Raw genomic sequence first — 23,146 nt, 5'->3', positions numbered from 1 at the left:
ATTCCATCATTTCAGTAAGACCTGACATTGGCGGCCCCCCGGCACGCTGCTAACTTCATTGCCTGGAATAAACAGGCTTTGAAAGGGCGTCGATACCCGTCTACAGGCGCTCAGCGCAGTAAGGGTTCACTCCCTTGTATCCAGGCAGCCAGGATCGCAGCCAACATGGACGATCTTACTGCCAGCAGTCACAAAGCCCCGGGATGATACAACTAAACGATTGCGACCATGATGAAACATTGCACGTATGAGGACCCACTGTCTGAACCAACTGCCTGCCTGCACAGGCCATCGATAGCCAACTCCCACCTGGCTGGTCATTACTGATCCGGTGCATTGTAAAACAAACCTTATCGATATACCACCTATTATGTTCCTGAAGAAATATTTTGAAGCGTTTGAGATCGGCGAATTACGTACCACGATGGGCAGAACCATTACCGAAACGGATATCGTGTTGCATGCCGGCCAGTCGGGCGATTTCTTTCCGCACCACATGGATGAGGAATGGTGCAAAACACAACCATTCAAACAACGGATCGCCCATGGTACACTCATTTTTACGGTCGCCGTGGGATTGACCGCCCAGGTGATCAACGAGGTATCCATGACTTACGGCTACGAACGGCTGCGTTTTACACGACCCGTATTTATTGGCGATACCATCTCGGTACAAGTTACTATTGCCAACAAAGCCGATCATAAGAAGCCGCAATATGGCATCGTGACGGAAAAGGTGGAGGTCTTCAACCAACACCAGGAGCTGGTGATGGTCTGTGAACATTTATTACTCGTAGAAAAACAAGCAAACTAGCAGCCATGGCAACTATTACGCTTAAAGGCATTACGTGGGCGCATAGCAGGGGCATCACCCCCTTGCTGGCTGCTGCGCAACGATTCAATGAACTCTATCCCCATACCGAGATCGTATGGGAGAAAAGAAGCCTGCAGCATTTCGCTGATTATCCGCTGGAGAAACTGACAGATCACTACGATCTGCTGATCATCGATCATCCCTGGGTGGGCTGTGCGGCCGCTACCGGCTGCGTGTTACCCCTCGATCAGTACCTGCCGGCCGCTTATCTCGATGAGCAGGCTACCAGTTCCGTCGGTCAATCGCACCGCAGTTACCAATACAAAGGACACCAGTGGGCATTGGCTATCGATGCCGCGACCCCGGTGGCAAGCTACCGGCCCGATCTGCTGGCGGCCAACAATACGGCCGTGCCACAAAGCTGGCAGGAAGTGATAGCGCTCGCCGCTAAAGGAAAGGTCGCCGTGCCGGCGATACCCATCGACCTGCTGATGAATTTTTATACCTTCTGCATCGCCTGTGGACAGGAGCCTTTCCAATCGACCGAGGTGGTGATCGATACTGCTACTGGCTTGCAGGCCCTGGCCGTGATGCGCCAGCTCTATGCCAACATCGATCCCATTTTCTTTACCTATAATCCGATCGCCGTGGCAGAAAGGATGAGCCGCACCAATGATTATTGGTATTGCCCATTCGCTTACGGCTATTCCAACTACAGCCGACTGGGATATGGTCAACACCTGTTGCAATACGAAGACGTGGTGAACTTTGGCCTGGGCCAAAAGCTGCTGACCACCATCGGTGGTACCGGGCTGGCCGTATCGGCCGCCAGTGCACACAAAGAGGTTGCTATCCGCTTTGCAGAACTGGTAGTATCACCAGCCTGGCAAGCGGGCATCTATGTGCAGAATGGTGGCCAGCCAGGTCATTTGAGTGCGTGGACCAATGAGGAAGCCAACCGGATCACCCACCGCTATTTTCACCATGTACTGCCGGCGATGGAGCGGGGTTATATGCGACCAAGGTACAATGGGTACCTATACTTCCAGGACCATGCCGGCGATCCGCTGCACCAGTACCTCCGTGAGGGGGGAAGTCCCGGTGCTGTGCTGGAGGCGATGAACAAACTTTACAGGCAAAGCCTGGTTAAAAAAGAAACTGTGGCTATATGAAATTGTTACCCCTCGAGGGATTGATCGTACTGGAATTCAGCCAATATTTATCCGGTCCGTCTGCCGGCCTGCGACTCGCTGATCTGGGAGCACGGGTCATCAAAATAGAACGCCCCCAGGTAGGAGATGCAGGCCGCAAATTGTCGATCAAGAACCTGTGGGCCGATGACAGCTCCATGCTTTTTCATACGATCAATCGCAACAAAGAAAGCTTTACCGCCGACCTCCGCAACCCGGAAGAGCTGGAAGTGGTGAAGCGACTGATCGCTAAGGCAGATGTGGTAACGCATAACTTCCGCCCCGGTGTGATGAAACGGCAGGGGCTCGATTATGCTTCTGTGCAAAAGATCAACCCGCGAATCGTATATGGAGAAATATCCGGTTATGGCAGTACAGGTCCCTGGAAAGATAAACCAGGGCAAGATCTGCTGGTACAATCCATGGCCGGCCTGATGTATACAACCGGTAACGACGGGAGCGATCCCGTACCCTTTGGATTGTCCATCGCCGATAGTCTCTGCGGTGCACAGCTCGTACAGGGTATCCTGGCGGGGTTGATCAGGCGGCACAAGACGGGCCAGGGCGCTCTGATCGAGATCAGCCTGCTGGAATCCCTGCTCGATTTTCAATTCGAATTATTGACTACCTATCACAATGGCGGGTCGCTGCCCCGGCGCAGCAGCATCAACAACGGGCATCCCTTATTGAGTGCACCATACGGCCTCTACGCCACCGCCAATGGCTATATCGCCATCGCGATGTGCGACTTGTCGACCCTGGCTACCGCCCTGCATTGTACAGCGCTGGATCGGTACACCGCCGAGCATGCTTTTGTCAGCCGCGATGAGATCAAGCAGCTCATCTCTGCCCACCTGCAGCAACACAGTTCGCAGGTATGGCTGGCCAAGCTGCACGAACACCACCTGTGGGCCATGGAAGTACTGGATTGGAAAAAGCTGACGGCCCATGCCGGATACGAACACCTGCGGATGGAGCAAACCATTTATGCTGCCAACCACCAGGAGATCCGCACCACCCGTTGCCCCATCCGTATTAATGGACGAATACTCACCTCCGGCAAAGCAGCGCCCGGGCTGGGTGCCAACAATGAGGACATTACCCAACAATTACTCAACGAAAACTGAGCCATGCAATTATTGCAGGATATAATAGTACTTGATTTCAGCCAGTTCCTCTCGGGACCTTCCGCTGCATTGCGGCTGGCCGATATGGGAGCGCAAGTCATCAAGATCGAGAAGCCGGAGACCGGCGATATCTGTCGATACCTGTATGTATCGGATGTGATGATCGAAGGCGAGTCGACGATCTTTCATGCCATCAACCGCAATAAGCAGAGTTATGCAGCCGACCTGAAGCAACCGGAAGACCTGGAGAAGATCAAGCGGTTGATAGCGCGGGCCGATGTGATGATGCACAATTTCAGACCAGGGGTGATGGAAAGACTGGGGCTCGATTATAATACGGTGAAGCGCATCAATCCATCGATCGTGTATGCCGAAGTGAGTGGGTATGGTACGGAAGGACCGTGGAATCACCTGCCCGGGCAAGACCTGCTGTTGCAGGCCGTCTCCGGACTCACGTGGCTCAGCAACAACGAACAGGAGGGCCCTACACCGATGGGCGTGGCCGTGGTCGATATCTTTGCCGGTACACATGTTGCCCAGGGTATCCTGGCCTGTTTGTACCGCCGCACCATCAGTGGCGAAGGCGCCCTGGTGCAGGTAAGTATGCTGGAAAGTATATTGGACTTTCAGTTTGAAGTGCTGACGGCTTATTTCAATGACGGTGGCCAGTTGCCGGTACGCAGTGCCGTGAATGCGGCGCACGCCTACATCGCAGCTCCCTATGGGGTGTATAAAACGGCCGACGGTTACCTGTCGTTGGCCATGGGTAATATTCTTACACTAGCCAGCTTGTTGGGTTGTCGGCCGTTGGAAGCTTTCCCGCAGCCCGCCGATTGGTTCACCCGCCGCGATGAGATCAAAACGATTCTGGCGGCGCATCTCGCCGGTCAGTCTACGGCATATTGGTTGTCTATACTGGAGCCGGCGGATATCTGGTGTGCGCGGGTATTGAATTACGACGAGCTGATGCAGGAAGAAGGATACAAAATACTCAATATGGAAATGGTGGTAAAAACGAGCAATGGGTTGAATATTACCACCACCCGTTGCCCTATCCGCGTAGATGGGCACCTGCTGGTGTCCAAAACAGGGGCACCGGTATTGGGTGAGCACAATGAAGTGATCGAACGCCAGTTTGGTCTGGTGTCTGTCAACAGTGCCGTCGGTATATAATGCGCTTTCATTTCCGGCAAACGATTGTCCATCAACTGCTACTCGCTTTATTCCTTATATTGCCATATGAATGTCATCGATACACATATTCATAGTTGGAACTTTTCCAGGGCACGTTATACGTGGCTGGAAGGAAATACGTCATTGCTCAACCGCGATTATGAAATAGCGGAGTTGGAACAAGCCCGCACCGCAGCTGGTGTTACGGGAGGTGTATTGGTGCAGGCGGCAAATAACCTGGAAGATACGGACTACATGCTCGATACGGCTGCCGCTACTCCCTGGTTGAAGGGTGTAGTGGGCTGGTTACCGCTTACTGATCCGGTTCTTACCGAAAATTTATTGCGTAGTACCTATGCCGCTAATCCTTATTTCAAAGGCGTGCGCCACCTCATACACGATGAGGCCGATCCACGCTGGCTGTTACAGCCTGCGGTGATCGAAAGCCTTCGGATACTGGCGCAATATCAACTCAGTTATGATCTGGTAGGCGTACAGCCAGAGCATATTGAAACGGCAATGGCCGTGGCACAACAAGTGCCTACGCTGCAGATGATCTTCGATCATTGCAACCAGCCACCCATCGCTCAGGCCGCCTTGTATGGACGTTGGGGTGAACTGATGAAAGCCGCAGCTATGCTTCCACAACTGCACGTGAAGATATCGGGCCTGGGTGTTACCGCACAAAAAGGCGATCGATGGACGGCTATCGATATCATGCCTTATGTATCATTTTTATTGGAGCACTTTGGGGTAGACCGTGCTTGTTGTGGTGGAGATTGGCCGGTGTGTTTGCTGGCCGGCAGTTATGAACATGCCTGGCGGAATTATAAGGAGGTTTTAACCTCTTTATTGGACGCAGGCGCTTTGGAAAAAGTATTTTACACCAATGCTGTTGCCTTCTACAGGCTCTCAGTTTAGTATGTCTATAAACCCCCGATAAGAATCATGGAAGTAATTGCCGGTGTCATGTATCATGCTGTAGGAGCCTCCAGTGCAGCCTTGTGTTATACACCACAAAAAAAGGCTTTGGGCTGGTCCTGGCAAACCTATTGGTTGGCACAGGCTGCAGTCTGCTGGCTGCTGTTGCCGGTGATCGTTGCCTGGTTGACCATTCCACAATTAGGAGAGGTGCTTCGGGAAGCGCCCACCGCCGTGATGGGGAGCACCTTTCTGCTGGGCATGGCCTACGGTGTAGGGGGTACAGCCTTTGGTATGGCGATCCGGTATGTTGGCTTTTCGCTCACTTATGCTATTTCTGTCGGCATCTCCTGCGTGTTGGGTACATTGATACCACCCTTGGTAAGGGGCGAATTGGGCAGTGTGTTTGACAAGACTGGCGCTGGCTGGGTGATGACGGGCATCGCACTCGGTGCGCTTGGTATCGCGGTGTGTGGTGTCGCCGGCCGCAGCAAGGAAAAAGACCTGGAACGCAACGATGCTGTTAATAGCAGTTTCTCGCTGCGTAAAGGATTGCCGCTTTGTTTGCTGGCGGGGGTGCTGTCGGCCGTATACGGCTTTTCGCTCGATCAGGGCAAACCCATTGCCGATATTGCTGCCCGCTATGGCGCCGGCAGTTTTCAGGGCAATGTGGTGTATATTTTCTCCAATTCAGGCGCCTTCGTCACCACCTTGCTGTATTGCCTGTACCTACATAAGAAACAAGGTACTTTCGGAGAATATAGCAGGGTGCCGGCCGGAGAGAAGGCGACCGGGCTGCCCCTTAACTTTGCCATGGCAGCGCTCACAGGCTTATTATGGTACGGGCAGTTCTTCTTTTACGGACTGGGCCATGTGCGCATGGGTAATTACAAGTTCAGTAGTTGGGCCATTCATATGATCATGCTGGTATTGTTTAGCACCGTAGCAGGCATCCTGTTGCGGGAATGGAGTACCAGCAGCAAAGCCACCAAACTGAAACTGGGCCTTGCCCTGGCTGTGCTGACGATTGCCGTGATCGTATTGACCTATGGCAACTACCTGGGCGGAGAAGCGGGCACGCATTAAAAACGCAGACATGGATAAGCGAGATCCTTCTATATACATCATTGGCGCCGGTGGCATTGTAAACGATGCGCACCTGCCGGCTTATCGGCTGGCAGGTTATACGGTGGCCGGTATCTTTGATATTGATGCCGCCAAAGCGCAGGCAACTGCTGAAAAATTTGGTATCTGCGCAGTGTACGGCACACTCGCTGACCTGATTGCCACCGCACGACCACAGGATATTTTTGATATCGCCGTACCGGCCAACCACCTGCCCGCTGTATTGCGGGTGTTGCCGGAAAAGGCGTATGTGTTGATGCAAAAACCCATGGGCATGGATTATGAGCAGGCCCGGGAAATACTGACGATCACGCGCGACCAACAGCTGGTAGCAGCTGTCAATTTTCAACTGCGCTATGCACCTTTTATTGAAGCGGCCCGTCAGCTCATGGCGGCAGGGGCCATTGGCGATTTGTGCGATATAGAGATCAATGTAAACGTACATACGCCCTGGAACCTCTGGAAATTCCTGTACGAATCGCCGCGCGTAGAGATCCTGTACCACAGTATACATTATATCGACCTCATCCGGCAGCTGGCCGGCAATCCCCGGGCGGTGTTTGCCAAAACGGTGAAGCATCCGCTGATGAAAGAACTGGCCTCTGTACGCAGTAATATCGTCCTGGATTATGGAGACTGGCTACGGGCCAATATTCTCACCAATCATTGCCATATCTACGGACAGGGGCACCAGCATTCTTTCATCAAACTGGAAGGAACCCTTGGTGCCATCCGTATCCACCTGGGCGTGCTGATGGACTATCCCCATGGCCAAACCGATAAGCTGGAATATGTAACCCTGCAGGAGGGGCAGCCAGCACAGTGGCAAACCGTGCCGCTGGAAGGTACCTGGTTCCCGCATGCCTTTATCGGTAGCATGCAGCAGCTGATGGAGGTGGTAGCCGGCAAGCGCCCGCACCCGGATAATACCGTAGAAGATGCCATTCTTACCATGGCCTGCGTAGAAGCGGCATACCGGTCGGGTGGACAACAAAGTATTTCCTTTTCAGACATTCAATAATGGATCGCATGAAGAAGTGTAGTATTGCCAGCTTATTGATCAGCTGCTGCTTATTGTTGTGGGTAATGCCGGGCAGTGCACAATTGAGATCCACCATTTCTATCATCCGGGATGGTTCGGTGCCACGTATTTTTTACGGGGGCCAACAGGTGGGTAAGGCCCTGACGGAGACGGTGGGTGGTTATGGTGTTCGCACTGCTCCCCGGTCCAAACCGGTGATGCCGGAGATCATTGTCGGCACTTTTCATTATCCCTTTGTCCGTCACCTGATCGGCACCATGAAGATCGATACGGCCGGGGTGGGCAAAGAAGGCTTTGTGATCAAACGCCAGGGCAAACGGATCGTCGTTGCCGGACGTGATGCTTCCGGCGTATTGTATGGATGCCTGGAACTGGCACTGCGCATCCGGCAGGAGAAAGCCTTGCCAGCGCACATCGATTTGCGCGACCAGCCACAGATGGTGTTGCGCGGCACCTGTATCGGTATTCAGAAACCTTATTACCTGCCGGGCCGTACTGTGTACGAGTATCCCTATACACCCGAAAACTTCCCCTGGTTTTATGATAAGGACTTGTGGATCCAATACCTCGATTCTTTAGCGGCCAACCGCTACAATTCATTGTACCTCTGGAATGGCCATCCCTTTGCTTCGCTGGTGCGGCTGAAAGATTATCCTTATGCCGTAGAAGTTGACGACGATACTTTCAAAAAGAATGAGGCCATGTACGCCTGGCTGACAGAGCAGGCCGACCGGCGGGGTATCTGGGTGATACAAATGTTTTACAACATCATCGTGTCGAAACCATTTGCAGAAAAGCACGGTATCAAAACACAAGAACGTGAACGTCCCATCACCCCGTTGCTGGCTGATTACACGCGCAAGTCGATCGCCGCTTTCGTTGAGAAGTATCCAAACGTAGGGTTATTGGTTTGTTTGGGGGAGGCCATGGAAGGCGTGGGGCAGGACGACATCGATTGGTTTACGAAGACCATTATTCCCGGCGTACGTGATGGACTCAAAGCGCTCGGGCGTACCGATGAGCCGCCGATCGTATTGCGGGCACACGATACAGATGCGCCGGCCGTCATGAAAGAAGCATTACCCCTGTACAAAAACCTGTATACGGAAGCCAAGTTCAATGGGGAAGCATTGACGACCTATACGCCCCGTGGCCCATGGGCTGATCTGCACCGTACCCTTAGCCGCATTGGAACCGTACAGATCGAGAATGTACATATCCTGGCCAACCTGGAGCCGTTCCGGTATGGCTCGCCCGACTTTATACAAAAGTCTATCCAGGCCATGCACAACGTTTACGAAGCGAATGGTCTTCACTTATATCCGCAAGCCTCTTACTGGGATTGGCCCTATGCGGCCGACAGCATGGCAGGTGGTAAGAAGCTGTTGCAAATAGAACGTGACTGGATGTGGTATGCCACCTGGGCCCGCTATGCCTGGAATGGTAACCGCAATCGGCAGCAGGAAATAAACTACTGGACTGCGCAACTGGCCAGCTATTATGGCTGTAGCAGCGAAGACGGCAAAAAGATACTCGAAGCGTATGAAGAGTCCGGCGAGATTGCCCCGAAATTATTGCGCCGCTTTGGTATTACCGACGGCAACCGGCAAACCTTGACGCTGGGTATGACCATGCCGCAATTGGTAAACCCCAACCGGTTTGGCCTATTTACGTTGTTGTATAACTCCGAAGGACCGGAAGGAGAGATGCTGATCGAATATGCCGCTAAAGCCTGGGAAGGGCAACCCCATATCGGCGAAACGCCGGTACAAGTGATCGAGGAAGTGAAAGTGCATGGTGCGAAGGCCGTGGCAGCTATCGATGCTGTTATGACCGGTGTTACGCGCAATAAATCAGCGTTCATGCGCCTGCGCAATGATATGCTAAGCTACCAGGCGCTGGCCAATCACTATGCTTACAAAGCGCAGGCAGCCTTGCAGGCGCTCCGGTACAAATACAGTCATCAGTTGACCGATCTGCAGCAGGTCGCATCACCCCTGGCCACCAGTATACAATGGTACCGCACGCTGACCGATCTCACCAAAGCGACTTACCGGTATGCCAACAGTATGCAGACGTCGCAACGGAAGATCCCTTATCGCGGTGTCGATGCCACGTACAAGAACTGGTGGGAGGTGTTGCCAGCGTTTGAGAAAGAACTACAGCAATTACACAAGCGGATCGATTCATTGGGGAAGGCAGGCAATACAATGACCGCGACGAATGCGGTGTTGCCGGCAGCGACGGTGCGTCTCACCAATCCTGCTGCTACAAGCTACCGCCCCCTGGTGGGCGCCCGTCCGTTTACGGATAGCAATTACACGATCACGCGTATCATCCCCGAGTTGCAACAGCTGTCTGCTATTCCTGTCAGCTTTACGCAACAAATGCGGGAAGGAGCCGTCGTGCAATTCACCACCCAGCAACCACTAAAACTGCTGGTAGGATTTTTTGCCGGCAAACAACCTGGCCTATTACCCGCACCGGAATTGGAAACCAATGCGGCGGCCAATGATTATGGTCAGGCCGATGTGAAAGTGGCGAACGCAGTTTATCTGGAGGGATTGCCCCCAGTCAACATACATACCTACACTTTCAAAGCAGGTACCCACACGCTTCGCCTGGCAAAAGGTGCTTGCCTTTTACTCGGTTTCACGCCAGGCAATTCGCCGCTGAAGACCTATGATGCCGGTTTGCAATCAAATGGCGGAAAAAAAGAAGTTGACTGGATTTTTGAGTGAAATTGTCTTGTTAATTGATTGTTAACCATTAAGGTATTACTGGTCTAATTATCTGATTGAGCGGTTATTAGAATTTCCTAAGAATTCTGGCAGACCTGTTTTTACTTGGCAGGATTGTGATATATTTACTGAATCACATGTAATTTATATCCCTGACCTTATCTATTGAACTTCAGTCTGTGCTTGTCTCTGTAATATTATTTTATTTCTATATTCTTATTGAATTGCCTCTTTTATTAGTATAGCCAATTCGAACCAAATCATTTGCCTGCTGCTGCTTGCAGGTAATCTTAGTATATACGTACGATGAAAATTACTGACGATTGTTCTGCCAGGAAAAGTGCATCGACTTATTACTAACAATCAAAACTAACTGTCACATGCGAAAATGCTATGGGCTCACCATTGTATTGTCATTGCTATTCCTGCAGTTCTCCTTCGCCCAATCCCAAAAGGTTTCCGGAAGGGTTACCGACAACAAAACCGGCGCTCCGATTCCCGGGGCAACTGTCACCACGGAAGATGCCAAAGTAGCAACCCGCACCGATGAAAGCGGCAACTTCTCCATCGACGTTCCTTCAACTATTAAACGATTGGTCATTAGTACCATCGGTTACAAACAGAACACTGTGCCTGTGCGTGGTAATACGCTGACCGTGCAGATGGAAATAGAAAGCTCACTCATTGAAGAGGTGGTGGTAACGGGATATTCTACCGTATCGCGTAAAAAGTTTGCCGGCGCCTCCTCCGTGGTGGATCCGGTATCGGTACGTCGTCAACCCATGGCGTCCTTCGACCAGGCCCTGCAAGGGGCAGCGGCCGGCGTATCGGTCGTGGCCAATAGTGGTCAGCCAGGATCCAACGCAGTCGTTCGTATACGTGGCGTCGGCTCAGTGAATGGGGCCAACGTTCCTTTATATATTATGGATGGTGTAGAGATCACAGCCGCCGATTTTGCCTCGATCAACCAGGGTGATTTTGAAAGAGTAGAAGTGTTGAAAGATGCTGTGGCTACTTCGCTCTATGGATCGCGCGGTGCCAATGGTGTGATCGTGATCAATACCCGTCGTGGTAAAGCCGGTCAATTGCAACTAAATTATGACGGACAGGTAGGTTGGAGCAAGATGCCCAAAGACCGCCTGATCGTGATGAACAGTGCCCAGAAAATAGATTATGAATTGCAGCGTGGCAATCCGTACAGTTGGACCCCTGCCCAGGCAGATAGTTTACGTGCCGTGAACTTCAGCTGGCAAGATGCCCTGTTTCAAACCGGTATGACACAGCAGCACCAGGTCAGTGCCAGTGGTGGTAACCAGGCCAGCCGTTTTTACGGATCACTGGCTTATCTCGACCAGGAAGGTATCGTACAAACGACCGGCCTTAAGCGTTACACGGTGCGCGTGAATGTCGACAACAATGTCAAGAACTGGCGTTTTGGTATTGGTGTACAAGGCGGATATTCCAAACGCAACAATACCGGCGAGGCCAATACATCGATCTCTACACCGCTGAATGCGATACGCTGGAGTAATCCTTACGAGCGTGACATCAACCCCCGCACCGGCGAATACCAGGAAACCGGTGGTGCCAATACCGGTCAGCTTACATCCGGCCAGCCCAATGGAGCGATGGAGTTGTTCCTGAATCATAACAACAGTTTACAGTTGAAAGGGATCGGTACTACCTACCTCGAATACCATGCACCATTCCTGCCTGGTTTGTTTGCCCGTACCAACTGGGGTATCGATTATTCCCAAACAGAAGGTGAAGCCTTTACCAGCCCACGTGTATCGGCCGGTCGAGCCCGCAATGGAGCTTTGAACAGGACTTTCTCCCGTTCGCTGCGTTATACAGGAACCACGTCGCTGAACTATCGCAAAGAATTTGGCGTACATGAGATCGAAGCGGGCGCCTTCTTCGAGCTCGTGAAGAACAATGGCCGCAATTTTGGCTTTACCGGCTATGGCTTTACCAATGGATTTGAAAATGAGACCGGTATTACCGCCGGTAGTGTTACCAATCCCAACTACATCCCGGTGGTAACGGGCAATGGTGGTGAGAGTGGCCTGCAATCTTACTTCTTCATGGGTAGCTATGGTTACGACAATAAATATTATGTCAACGTAGTAGGCCGTCGTGATGGATCTTCCCGTTTCGGTTTCAACAACCGGTTTGCCAATTTTGGCTCCGTAGGGTTAACCTGGAATGCGACCAATGAAGACTTCATCAAGACCATCAGTTTCCTCGACGAGCTGAAGGTGCGCGCCAGTATTGGTACCAATGGTAACAACTCAGACAATAACTATACCTTCCCCTTGTTTGGTCGTACTTCCTATGCCGGCGTAAGCGGCTGGGCGATCTCCACCCCTGGTAACCTCGACCTGCGCTGGGAAACCAGTCGCATGATCAACCTGGGCTTCGACTTCGCGATGTTGAAACGTCGCCTGTCCGGTACGGTGGAGTTTTATGATCGCGAAACACAGGACCTGTTTTATCCCATTGGTATTGATCCTTCCTTGAATGGAAGTGGTAGTATCAGCGGTAATATGAATAAGCTGCGCAATCGTGGTGTGGAAGTCAGCCTGCGTGGCAGTGTGATCGAAACGAAGGATTTCCGCTGGGTGCTCGAGGGTAACATTACCTACAACAAGAACCAGGTGTTGGCACTGGTGGCAGATTCTGCGATCTCGGGTACAACGATCCTGGCGGTAGGTAAACCCATCAATAGCTTCTACCTGGTAGAATATGCTGGTGTAAACCCCGACAACGGCAATGCTTTGTACGCCAAACGTGACAAGAGCACCACACAAACTTTCAGCGTGAACGATAAGGTGATAAAGGGTACATCGGATGCTCCCTGGTATGGCGGGCTTTCAACAGCCATCTCTTATAAAGGATTTGAGTTGTCGGCCAACCTGGTGTTCTTCCTCAACCGGTATATGTACAACAACGATATGAACAATATCGTCAATCCAACTTATTTCTATGACAACATGCACGTGAGTATGTTGACGGAATGGAAAAATCCCGGCGATATCACCAATGTGCCGCGGCCTACTTCGACTGGTGGCAATGCTTACCAGACACAGACTACCCGTTTCCTGGAGGATGCCAGCTACTGGCGTTTGCGCAACGTAACCCTCGGTTATGTATTGCCGGCGAAATGGTTGTCGGCTGCCAAATTGCGCAGTGCCCGTATTTATGTGCAGGGACAGAACTGGTGGACGAAGACCGACTACCAGAGCTTCGATCCGGAGATGACTGGTACCTCACTTACAGGAGCACAATATCCTGCGTTGGTGCAAACGACGGTAGGATTGTCCCTTGGGTTCTAAATCGCGTCTGTAGCATTGTTCATTCGTAAAAACCGAAATCAGTATGTTTAAAAATATAAAGCATTCAATCATCTATGCAAGTCTGGCCGTGCTGGGGTTGCAGGCTTGTACAAAAAAGGAACTCATTGATCTGTACCCGGAATTCAGCCTGGACGCCATCTCTAATCCTTCTTCGATGAAGCAGGTGGAGGAAGTGTTGACGGGCGCCTACGCCAATTTCAGGAATGGTAATTATTTTGGATCAGGCAGCGGTACTGGCTCAGGATGGGCGATCATGCCCGATGTGATGAGTGACAACCTGTGGGAAACGACACAAACGCTGGCCAATAGCCGTACGATGGCCGATTGGTTGTACCAGCCTAATACCGGGCAGGTTAGTTCTTTGTATTCGGCGCCATACGGTGTAATCGCCAACGCAAATATCGTACTCCGTGATATCGATAAGTTTACTACAACCGATAACCGTAAGTTGGCCAACCGGATCAAAGGGCAGGCCTACGCCATCCGGGCGTTGGCACATTTTGACCTGATGCGCTATTTCTCTGCCACCTATGAGCGCAACAGTACGACGGTGCTGGCGCTGAATTATAGCACCCAGTTTATTGTGTCGCCGAATGTAAAGCCAGTACGCATGTCGAACAAGCAGTACTACGATTCGCTGTTCAGTGATCTGTCGAAGGCCGAAACCTTGCTGGCAGATGTAGACAAGCCGATCAATGCTGCCACCGGCCTTACCCGTCCTTTCATCGATCTGCCGGTGGTCAATGCCATCCTGGCCAGGTTGTATTTGTATGCGGGTATGTGGCCTGAGGCGATCACCGCAGCGACTAAAGTGATCGATGCACGTCCGCTGGTCAACCTGGACCAGAATGCTTACTCGGGCATGTACAACCAAACTAACCGGGGTGAGATCATCTGGAATGTGCAGTTTGAATCGGGCGAAAGCGGACCCACCTTCGTGGCTTATTTCGCCACCAATGGCCGTAGTTATTTCCGCCCTGCCCTGGAAATTGCGACGGCAGCAGGCACCAGTGGTTTGATTCAAAATACCGATATCCGATATACGGCCTTTTTTACAGCCGCGAGCGGTGAACTGGCCCTCACCAAGTTTAAAGGCAAGAATGCCCTGTCGGATGGCAATATGAACTTCCCGGTGTTCCGCACCGGCGAGATGTTCCTGATCCGGGCAGAGGCACGGGCAAGGAATTCGCAGGAAGGGCTGGCCCTGCAAGACCTGAATACCCTGCGGGCGGCCCGTATCAATGGCTATACACCGGTGAGCGGTGTTACCGGTGCGCAACTGCTGGAAGCAATAGCAAATGAACGTCGGCGCGAGCTGGTGGGCGAGGGGCATCGCTTCTTCGACCTGAAAAGGACGACACGTTTGATCGTGCGCGGCAGCACCTGTGGGAATACGGCCGTCTCGCCAACCGGCGACTGCCGGTTGGAGCCGGGTGACCGTGAGTGGACGCTCCCAATACCCGAATCCGTTCGTAATGCAAACGTGAATGCGGCACAAAATCCAGATTATTAATCGAGGTTCCCTCTTCTCTGTTAGTTTTTAAGTCGGGGCTGTCCTTTTGGGCGGCCCCTTGTTATTGTTGCGGACTGGCAAAGGATTTGATTAACAATAAGTTAGGGGTTATTTCGGCCACTGCTCGCCCGGTTCTCCGCTAAAGCATTGATAATGTTAGTTGTACAGGAGGATGCAGCGGAGATACAGCGGAGATGCAGCGGACATAGAGCGGTGATACAGCGGCATTATATAGAGGCGCTGTATCTATGGTGAAACTCTGGTGTGAATGGGGTGTTGCGAAGGAGCGGGCGACCAGTCGGTATACTTCACCGGACCTGAGTCGGTACAAAGCCGCACCAATGGCGGTCCAAATTCGGGCAAAACGAACACCAAACCCGTGCAAGTCCGCGTTTGGTGTGCGTTTGGTCCGCGTTTAGTGTGCGTTTGGTGCGCGTTTGATCTAAAGGAGCTCCCCAGCAAACATCGTCCGTGGCAGGCTTTACACCGTCCAGGCGATTTTGTGGCAGTTACAGGGGCGAGACGATCAGATATTGATGATGAACGGTAAGGATATGCGATACACTTCGGCGTATTTTCCACTCATTCGACGATATAAGCCTGTCATACCGTTAGCGTTAGGCCGTTACCGCCAGTATTTTAGCATAATTCCAATTTTACGGTCATGTAGAAATCGCTCCCCGGGTTTTTTTCGTACATAACAACATCATCAATGTCGCAACAGCATCATGAGATCGACGATCAACTAGCCAACCGGATCAATTCGGGGGCCGAGGAGGCATTTCGATTATACTATCATGAATACCGTACCCTATTTTTCCAGTTTACTAACCAGTTGGTGCGGGACGTGGAAGTGGCCAAGGACATCGTTTCAGATACCTACCTGACCTGCTGGCAATTGCGGGGCAACTTCAAGACGATGAATGATATTCATAGCTACATGTACATAACCTGCCGCAACAAGGCGTACAATTACCTGAAATACGGAAGTGGTTTCAAGAGCAAAAAGGAAGTGGCGTTGGAGGAAGTACGCGCCTTTCTGACGGAGGACACGACCAATAGCCCCATCCTACGAGATATCATCCTGCGGGAGTATACCCGCGAGCTGCGGGTGGTGCTGCAGCAGCTGCCCGAGCAACGGCGCAACGTGATTCAGCTGCTGTTTATCGAGGGCTATTCGGTAGAAGAGGCGGCTGTAAAGCTGGAGATGAGCCGGGAGCTGGTACGGACGGTGAAATCGAAGGCGCTGGCCCAGTTGCGTACCTTATTAAAGGATTCATTTTTCTTGTCTCTCCTGCTGGTTTTTCTGGCAGAAAGAGACAATATGTTATAGGCACTGGTACTATTTTACAGAAAATCGAAAAATAATTCGTTTTCGGGTATATGTTTTTGGCGGTTACTTGTTTAGTAGCAATGGGGGCAGCAAATGCCTTCAGTAGGACCTTTAATTAAACAAGAGGAACAAATGCTGGACAAGGCCAAAACGATTCGTGTGCTTGCCTACAAGCAGCTCACAGGAACCATCTCGGCGGAAGAACAAAGGGAACTGGAAGAGTTCTCACAGATCTCCGTGGCCAATGCAGCGCTGGTTGATCGACTTACTACTAATGCTGGTATTCAATCCATTTTTACTGACTATGAAGCGGCCGATAAGGTGTGGCAGGGGGAAGAATTACAACTGACCCCGGTAGTACCCATGCGCAAAGCTGTCAACTACCGCGCCTGGTACCTCACGGCGGCTGCCGTGCTGCTATTATTACTGGGTGCCAGCATCGTTTATTATTACCTGCCCAACCAAACAGTCATTCCCGACCAATCCGTCTTAGTCCAATCCAATACCACAGACCTTCCACCCGGTAGCAAACGGGCCGTACTCGTGTTGAGCGATCAGTCGCGCATCGATCTCGACGGCACCGGCACCGGTGTGATCGGTCAGCAGGGTAGTGCTACCATCGAAAAACTGTCCGATGGTTCTGTGCACTACAAGCCAGGCGGTGATTACAAAGATGCCGGTCTGCAAACCTTGCAGGTGCCCAACGGCGGCTACTATGCGTTGCAACTGGCAGATGGTAGTCGCTGCTGGGTCAATGCCGGTTCCAGTCTGCGCTTTCCGGCCGTGTTTGCCGGTACAGAACGTCGTGTAGAGCTTACGGGCGAGGCCTATTTTGAAGTGGCGAAGAACAGCCGCCAGCCGTTTATCGTCACCACGGAGCGTGGGCATGAGATACGGGTAACCGGTACCAAATTCAATGTCAATGCCTACGGCAATGAGCCTGCCGAACGCACGTCGCTGATAGAAGGTTCGGTGATCGTTACCGCTGGTAAGCAGGTAAAGCAACTGACGGCAGGTAGGCAGGCTGTCTGGGCCAGGTCGACCGGTGCCTTGTCGGTGGGTCAAGCTCCGGTGGAAGCGTCTACGCGCTGGATGCGGGGACAGTTCAGCTTCAACCGGGCAAGTCTTCCGGAGATCATGCGCCAGCTGGCTCGATGGTACGATGTAGAAGTCGTGATGCCGGATAATCCGGGCAAATCCTGGCAACTGCAAGGGGCGTTCAGCCGTGACATACCGCTCCGTGAATTGCTGACCATTCTGAAACGATACGATGAATCTGTTGAATTTATACTGGAAGGAAGGAAACTGGTGGTGAAAACTACCGGTGACCAGTGATAGATGAATGGCTCAACGAGCTTACGCCTTAACACTGATACCTGACCATTGACCTTGACTATGAAAAGATGCTTACCGATGGCCGGCCTGGTGCCGGCACTGACTAACCGATAAACAAAAGGAGGTACCGAAGTGAGGAGGGCCCCGAAGTTCCGTTTTCGTGTCTACGAGAAGGAATACTATTTTCAACCCGGGGCTTTCTTTTTTGTTCCTTTTTCCTGCACGCAACCAAAACCTACATATATGTCTACAAGCAATACACTGATCAATCCCGTCTTTTCCAATACCTTACTTCTTTTTATGCAACAACGTTGATCTACACTCCACCGCGATCAATTTGCACGCTTATCCTACCGAAATTTAAACACTTGTCCCTTGAAAAAAAAGATCGGTAACTCGATCGATCCTGTGTATGGCTGTAACAAAAAGCCGAAAGTGTTGCAACCACTTCCGGCGATACCCGTGTTGACGGGCTTGTTATGAGCTTTACTATCGCGCTGTTCGAGATAATGTCACCCAAAACTTATGTAAGGTATGAAATTAATTGTTCATGGCTTGCGGGCATGTGCTGTGTCCCGAAGGCCTGAAACCTCCTGTAGCCGCAGCGTGGCGATGGTGGGGTCGGGAAAACACTGGATAAGAATCATGAAACTGCTCACTATCTTTTTGACCATCTTTTGCCTGCAGGTAAGTGCGGGTGCAGTTGCCCAGGTAACGGTGTCGCTGAAGGATGCTACCCTCGATCGCGTGTTCAGCGAGATCGAGAAGCAAACGGGTATGACCGTCGTGTTCAATTGGGAGGATTTGAAAGGAGCCAGGAAAGTGAGCCTGAGTTTTACAAAGGCCAGCTACCAGCTGGTGCTCGACAAAGCGCTGGAGGGGCAGGGATTGGAATACGAGGTGAAGGGTGGGGGTACGATCTTTATTTTCAAGAAGCGGGAAAAGTCGAAGCCGGTGGTGACCTTGTCGATCGAGGGACGCATCGTGAAGGGCAAGGTTACTAATCAGGATGGCGAGCCGGTAGTGGGGGCCAGTATCCTGGTGAAGGCACGTCCGGCTAATTCTACTGCTACCGATAGCAAGGGGGAGTTTTCGCTAAACGATGTGGATGATGATGATCAGCTGTTGATTACGAGTGTGCAGTACGAAACGAAGGAAGTAGCTATCGGCAGCCGCGACTTTGTGGCTGTGCAACTCAGTATAAAAACGGTTGACCTGAAAGAGGTGACGGTGACGTTAAATACCGGTTACCAAAATATCTCTCCAGAGCGTGCAACGGGTTCATTTTCGCAGCCCGACCGGGAGATGATGTCCAAGCGGATCACGACCGATGTGCTGAGCCGGTTGGATGGTATAACCAGTGGCTTGGTGTTTAATGCAGGTGCGGCGGACGGCACCCGGTCAATCAGCATCCGCGGTCGAAGTACGATCATTGCGAATGAAAGTCCGCTGGTGGTGGTCGATAATTTCCCCTACGATGGTGATATTAACAACATCAACCCAAACGATGTAGAAAATTTAACCGTGTTGAAAGATGCTGCCGCTGCCAGTATCTGGGGGGCGCGGGCGGGCAATGGCGTGATCGTGATCACTACGAAAAAAGGAAAGTATAACCAGAAAGCAAAAGTACTGTTTGCGGCCAATGTGACGGTGGCGGAGAAGCCCGATATGGGGTACAACAGGAATTACCTCAGCTCGGGCGATTTGCTGGAAGTAGAAAAGTACCTGTACGATAATAGTTTTTATACCTGGTATCTCGAGAACCCCAATGACTGGCCTTATACATTTGCGCCGCCGGGGGCTTCCTTATACTACAAACAGCAGCAGGGGTTAATCACGGCTGACCAAGCCAATCGCTCCCTGGATTCGCTGCGCTCGATCGATGTGCGTGATGGCTTGTCGAAGTATTTTTACCGGAGGGCGGTCAATCAGCAATACAGTATCGGATTATCGGGCGGCAGCGATAATGCCAATTACGCGCTTTCTGTCGGGTACGACAGAAATTTGCAGCAAGAGGTGGGGAATGCCAATAATCGTTTAACGATCAATTCCGCCATGAATATAACACCCTTACGGGGGCTGGAGTTTTCCGGGGGCATCAACTATGTGCAAAGTGAAACATTCAATAACTCCGTCATTCAAAACCTCGTGGTTGGCGGGCCCAGTGGGATCGCTCTGTATCCCTATACCAGGTTTACCGACGATGCCGGTAATCCTATGCCTGTTACCAAGGATTTTATCCCTGCCTGGGCTGATACGGCTGGTGGTGGCCGCTTGTTGAATTGGCGTTTCAATCCGCTGCAGGAGCAGTCGCTATCGGATAATGTTACCAGACTGACTGACCTGCGTCTCACCGCAGGGATCAAATACAATCTTCTCCGTGGGTTGAGTGTGGATGTCAAGTATCAATACTCGAAGGGCACTACAAACGGTCGAATCTACTATAGCCCTGACACTTATTTTGCACGGGATGTTATCAACCGATTCACAGACCTAACCACCGATCCAATCACCTACAAAGTTCCGTTGGGAGGTATTCTTCGTAATAACCGGGACGAATATACTGCACACAATGGGCGGCTGGGTCTTACATATAATTATACGGCGGGCGATCACCAGGTGTCGGCGCTTGCCGGGGTGGAGGTTCGGGAAGTAGAAGGGGCCGGTAATAGTGCTGGCTATTACGGTTACAACGAGAGGAATAGCTCGTTTCAGGAAGTAGACTACAGCACGTATTTCAATACCTATCCGCAAGGGGCAGCCACCATTGTCAACTATAATAGTATCCGGGGATCGTTGCAACGGTACCGGTCGGCCTTTGCCAATGCTTCCTATACCTTTCGTGCCCGTTATATAGCTTCGGTAAGTGGTCGTATCGATCAGGGCAATTTATTCGGACTTAGTTACAACAACAAATCAACCCCGTTGTGGTCGGCTGGCGCCAAATGGATCGTGAGCAACGAAGCGTTTTTCAACATTCCCTGGTTGTCCAACCTGCTGGTAAAGGCCAGCTATGGTTTCAATGGTAATACACTGGTGAATGCCACCGCGTATACGACGGCTGTGTATTCCAACATACAAACTGCCATACAGCCAATTTTCGCTACCCTGGTTTCTCCCGGCAATCCCGAACTGAAATGGGAGAAGATCGGTATTTCCAATATTGGCGTAGAGTTTAGCGCACTGCAGGGAAAATTGTCTGGCAGCGTGGAAGCTTTTTGGAAAAAAGGCCGTGATATGATTGCTGCGCAGGTCATTCCTTCCAGTACAGGTTTTACGACTGCTACCAAGAATTACGCGGCCATCAAAGGGCATGGCGTTGATGTTGCGATCACCACCAGAAACATCGATGGAAGGTTCAAATGGACTACAGCTTTTTTATTTAGCTATGCCAGGGATCGGGTTACCCGATACGATGGCAATGAGTATGGGGCTTTATTTGTGGAAGGTAGACCCGTGCAGGGTATTTACAGTTATTATTGGGCTGGCCTCGATCCCGCCAGCGGAGCGCCTTTAGGATATTTGAGTGATACCAGTAAAACGCCTACCCAGGACTATGCAGCCCTATTAAATAGCTCCAGGAAACAGCAGGTATACAATGGCTCGGCCGTGCCTGTCTACTTTGGTGCCCTGCGCAACACGCTGGCGTATGGTTCATTGGCACTTTCATTCAATATCGCTTATAAAATGGGCTATTATTTTCGAAGATCCACCATCAGCTACTTTGGGTTATACAATTTGCTTTCGGGTAATGTGGATTTTTCGCGGCGCTGGAAAAAGCCTGGTGATGAGCAGGTAACTGATGTTCCTGCTATGCCAGCCGTAGCCAATTTCTCAGCGGATCAATTTTACGCGGGGTCTTCAGTAACGGTTGAGCGAGGCGATCATATCCGGCTGCAGGATATCTCCCTGACGTATGACTGGAGCTTTAAAAAGCAGCAGTCGAAAGTGATAGACTACCTCCAGTTCAATTTCTATGTGCAAAATGCCGGCATCTTGTGGCGGGCGAATAACTACGGTATCGACCCCGATGCGCAGGTAGTGTTCAGGCCTGTAAGAAGTTATGCCTTTGGCGTTAAAGCCGGATTTTAAGATCAACTCAAACGACCTAATTATGAATGCAAGAATACCTACAATGATTGTCGCGATGGTGCTGTTGGCCTGCACAGGTTGCAGCAAGGACTGGTTGGATGCAAAGCCTGAAGCATCGATCGCTGTACCGTCGGACCTGGAAGATTTTCAGGCATTATTGGATAACCCCAATATACACCAATATCCTGGGCTTGGTGAGGCGGGATCGGATAACTATTACGTCGATCAATCGGTGATATCTTCTCTGGGTCAATATGGACTTGATTTTTACCTATGGTCAAAAAATGGATGGTCTTATCCTACCTTGTATGAATGGGAATTTCCCTATCAGGGCATACTGGTGTCGAACCTGGTATTGGAAGGTCTTGCAAAGAAAGGGGTGAAGGAACTGAATCCTGGAAAATGGAACGAGGTGGCCGGTAATGCCTATTTTTTCCGGGCGCTGGCGTATGCTGGTTTGATCGAGCAGTTCGCCAACGTATACAATGCTGCCACCGCCGATACCGACCAGGGAGTTCCATTGCGGCTGTCTTCCAATATCAATGAGCAGCAGGGGAGGGTATCGATACAAACAGTATACAACCAGATCATCGCCGACCTGGGTCAGTCGGCCGGTTTGTTGCCTGCCACAGCGAGGTACAGGACAAGGCCAGTGCGGACAGCGGCTTATGGATTGCTGAGCCGCGTTTATTTGTCAATAGATCAATACGACAGTGCCCGGAAATACAGCCAACTGGCCCTGTCATTATATGATCAATTACTCGACTTTAATACCCTGACGTATAACGACCAATTTTCCCTTCCACAATACTACGATAACCCCGAGGTGATCTTTTATACGCCCATGCTAACAGCGCCTACTTTATACCAGTATGCCGCTACAGTAGATTCCAGTTTGTATAAAAGTTACGATGCCAATGATCTGCGTAAGTTGCACTTCTTCCGTGATAATGGAGGCCGCATAGTATGGGCCGGTAGTTATTCGGGCAATGTGTCGCAATTGTTTGGGGGTATTGCTGCGAGCGAATTATACCTGATCCTTGCCGAAGTGTACGCCCGCAAAGGGGAGACGACGCCAGCATTGGAATTGCTGAATAAATTACTGGTAAAGCGATTTTCGGCAGCGCACTTTGTTCCGGCTACGGCGGCTTCTGCTGCCGAAGCCTTGCAGGTCATTTTACAAGAGCGCAGAAAAGAAACTGCTTTCCGTGGTCTTCGATGGGCCGATCTACGGCGTTTCAGTAAGCAGCCAGCGTCCGCAGTGACAGTCAAGCGATTCGCCAATAATGAAACGGTCGTGCTGGCGCCTGGCGATAAAAAATATGCATGGATCATACCGCCGAGTGAAGTGCTGGCAAGTGGAATTCCACAAAATCCAAGATAA

The 23,146-nt window shown here is 51.3% G+C and carries 14 protein-coding genes; all 14 read left to right on the top strand.

Annotated features, from left to right (window positions below; genetic code table 11):
- Positions 1 to 370 precede the first annotated feature (370 nt).
- The 14 genes from P2W70_RS24955 (at position 371) to P2W70_RS24890 (ending at position 23,146) form a co-directional block, all read left to right on the top strand.
- Complete coding sequence (locus P2W70_RS24955; RefSeq protein WP_276484268.1) at positions 371 to 814, top strand: MaoC family dehydratase; 444 nt, start codon at positions 371 to 373, stop codon at positions 812 to 814.
- A 5-nt stretch (positions 815 to 819) separates the two neighbouring features.
- A complete protein-coding gene (locus P2W70_RS24950) occupies positions 820 to 1,986 on the top strand; it encodes an ABC transporter substrate-binding protein (protein WP_276484267.1) in 1,167 nt (388 codons plus the stop codon).
- Positions 1,983 to 3,131 carry a CaiB/BaiF CoA transferase family protein gene (locus P2W70_RS24945; RefSeq protein WP_276484266.1) on the top strand — a complete coding sequence of 383 codons (1,149 nt, stop codon included), beginning with the start codon at positions 1,983 to 1,985 and terminating at the stop codon, positions 3,129 to 3,131. The genes P2W70_RS24950 and P2W70_RS24945 overlap by 4 nt, the downstream gene beginning before the upstream one ends.
- Before the next feature lie 3 nt (positions 3,132 to 3,134).
- On the top strand, positions 3,135 to 4,304 hold the full coding sequence (locus P2W70_RS24940; RefSeq protein ID WP_276484265.1) for a CaiB/BaiF CoA transferase family protein: 1,170 nt from the start codon (positions 3,135 to 3,137) through the stop codon (positions 4,302 to 4,304).
- 66 nt (positions 4,305 to 4,370) lie between these two features.
- Positions 4,371 to 5,225 carry an amidohydrolase family protein gene (locus P2W70_RS24935; protein WP_276484264.1) on the top strand — a complete coding sequence of 285 codons (855 nt, stop codon included), beginning with the start codon at positions 4,371 to 4,373 and terminating at the stop codon, positions 5,223 to 5,225.
- 27 nt (positions 5,226 to 5,252) lie between these two features.
- Positions 5,253 to 6,311 carry an L-rhamnose/proton symporter RhaT gene (locus tag P2W70_RS24930; RefSeq protein ID WP_276484263.1) on the top strand — a complete coding sequence of 353 codons (1,059 nt, stop codon included), beginning with the start codon at positions 5,253 to 5,255 and terminating at the stop codon, positions 6,309 to 6,311.
- Positions 6,312 to 6,321: 10 nt separating this feature from the next.
- Positions 6,322 to 7,371: a Gfo/Idh/MocA family protein gene (locus tag P2W70_RS24925; RefSeq protein WP_276484262.1), complete on the top strand. Its 1,050-nt coding sequence runs from the start codon at positions 6,322 to 6,324 to the stop codon at positions 7,369 to 7,371.
- Positions 7,372 to 7,379: 8 nt separating this feature from the next.
- Entirely contained in the window at positions 7,380 to 10,133 is a 2,754-nt protein-coding gene (locus tag P2W70_RS24920) for an alpha-d-galacturonidase (RefSeq protein WP_276484261.1), read from the top strand.
- A gap of 380 nt (positions 10,134 to 10,513) precedes the next feature.
- The gene (locus tag P2W70_RS24915) at positions 10,514 to 13,468 is read left to right on the top strand and encodes a SusC/RagA family TonB-linked outer membrane protein (protein ID WP_276484260.1); all 2,955 of its coding nucleotides are present in this window, start codon (positions 10,514 to 10,516) and stop codon (positions 13,466 to 13,468) included.
- 43 nt (positions 13,469 to 13,511) lie between these two features.
- Entirely contained in the window at positions 13,512 to 15,002 is a 1,491-nt protein-coding gene (locus P2W70_RS24910) for a RagB/SusD family nutrient uptake outer membrane protein (RefSeq protein ID WP_276484259.1), read from the top strand.
- 712 nt (positions 15,003 to 15,714) lie between these two features.
- The gene (locus tag P2W70_RS24905; protein WP_276484258.1) at positions 15,715 to 16,335 is read left to right on the top strand and encodes an RNA polymerase sigma factor; all 621 of its coding nucleotides are present in this window, start codon (positions 15,715 to 15,717) and stop codon (positions 16,333 to 16,335) included.
- Positions 16,336 to 16,467: 132 nt separating this feature from the next.
- A complete protein-coding gene (locus P2W70_RS24900; protein ID WP_276484257.1) occupies positions 16,468 to 17,670 on the top strand; it encodes a FecR family protein in 1,203 nt (400 codons plus the stop codon).
- Positions 17,671 to 18,315: 645 nt separating this feature from the next.
- Positions 18,316 to 21,762 (top strand): SusC/RagA family TonB-linked outer membrane protein, encoded by a 3,447-nt coding sequence (locus P2W70_RS24895; protein WP_276484256.1) that lies wholly within the window; start codon positions 18,316 to 18,318, stop codon positions 21,760 to 21,762.
- A 22-nt stretch (positions 21,763 to 21,784) separates the two neighbouring features.
- Positions 21,785 to 23,146: a RagB/SusD family nutrient uptake outer membrane protein gene (locus P2W70_RS24890; RefSeq protein WP_276484255.1), complete on the top strand. Its 1,362-nt coding sequence runs from the start codon at positions 21,785 to 21,787 to the stop codon at positions 23,144 to 23,146.

Source organism: Paraflavitalea pollutisoli (assembly GCF_029360705.1).
GTDB classification, from domain to species: Bacteria; Bacteroidota; Bacteroidia; order Chitinophagales; family Chitinophagaceae; genus Paraflavitalea; species Paraflavitalea pollutisoli.
This window is presented reverse-complemented; position numbering and strand designations above follow the sequence as displayed.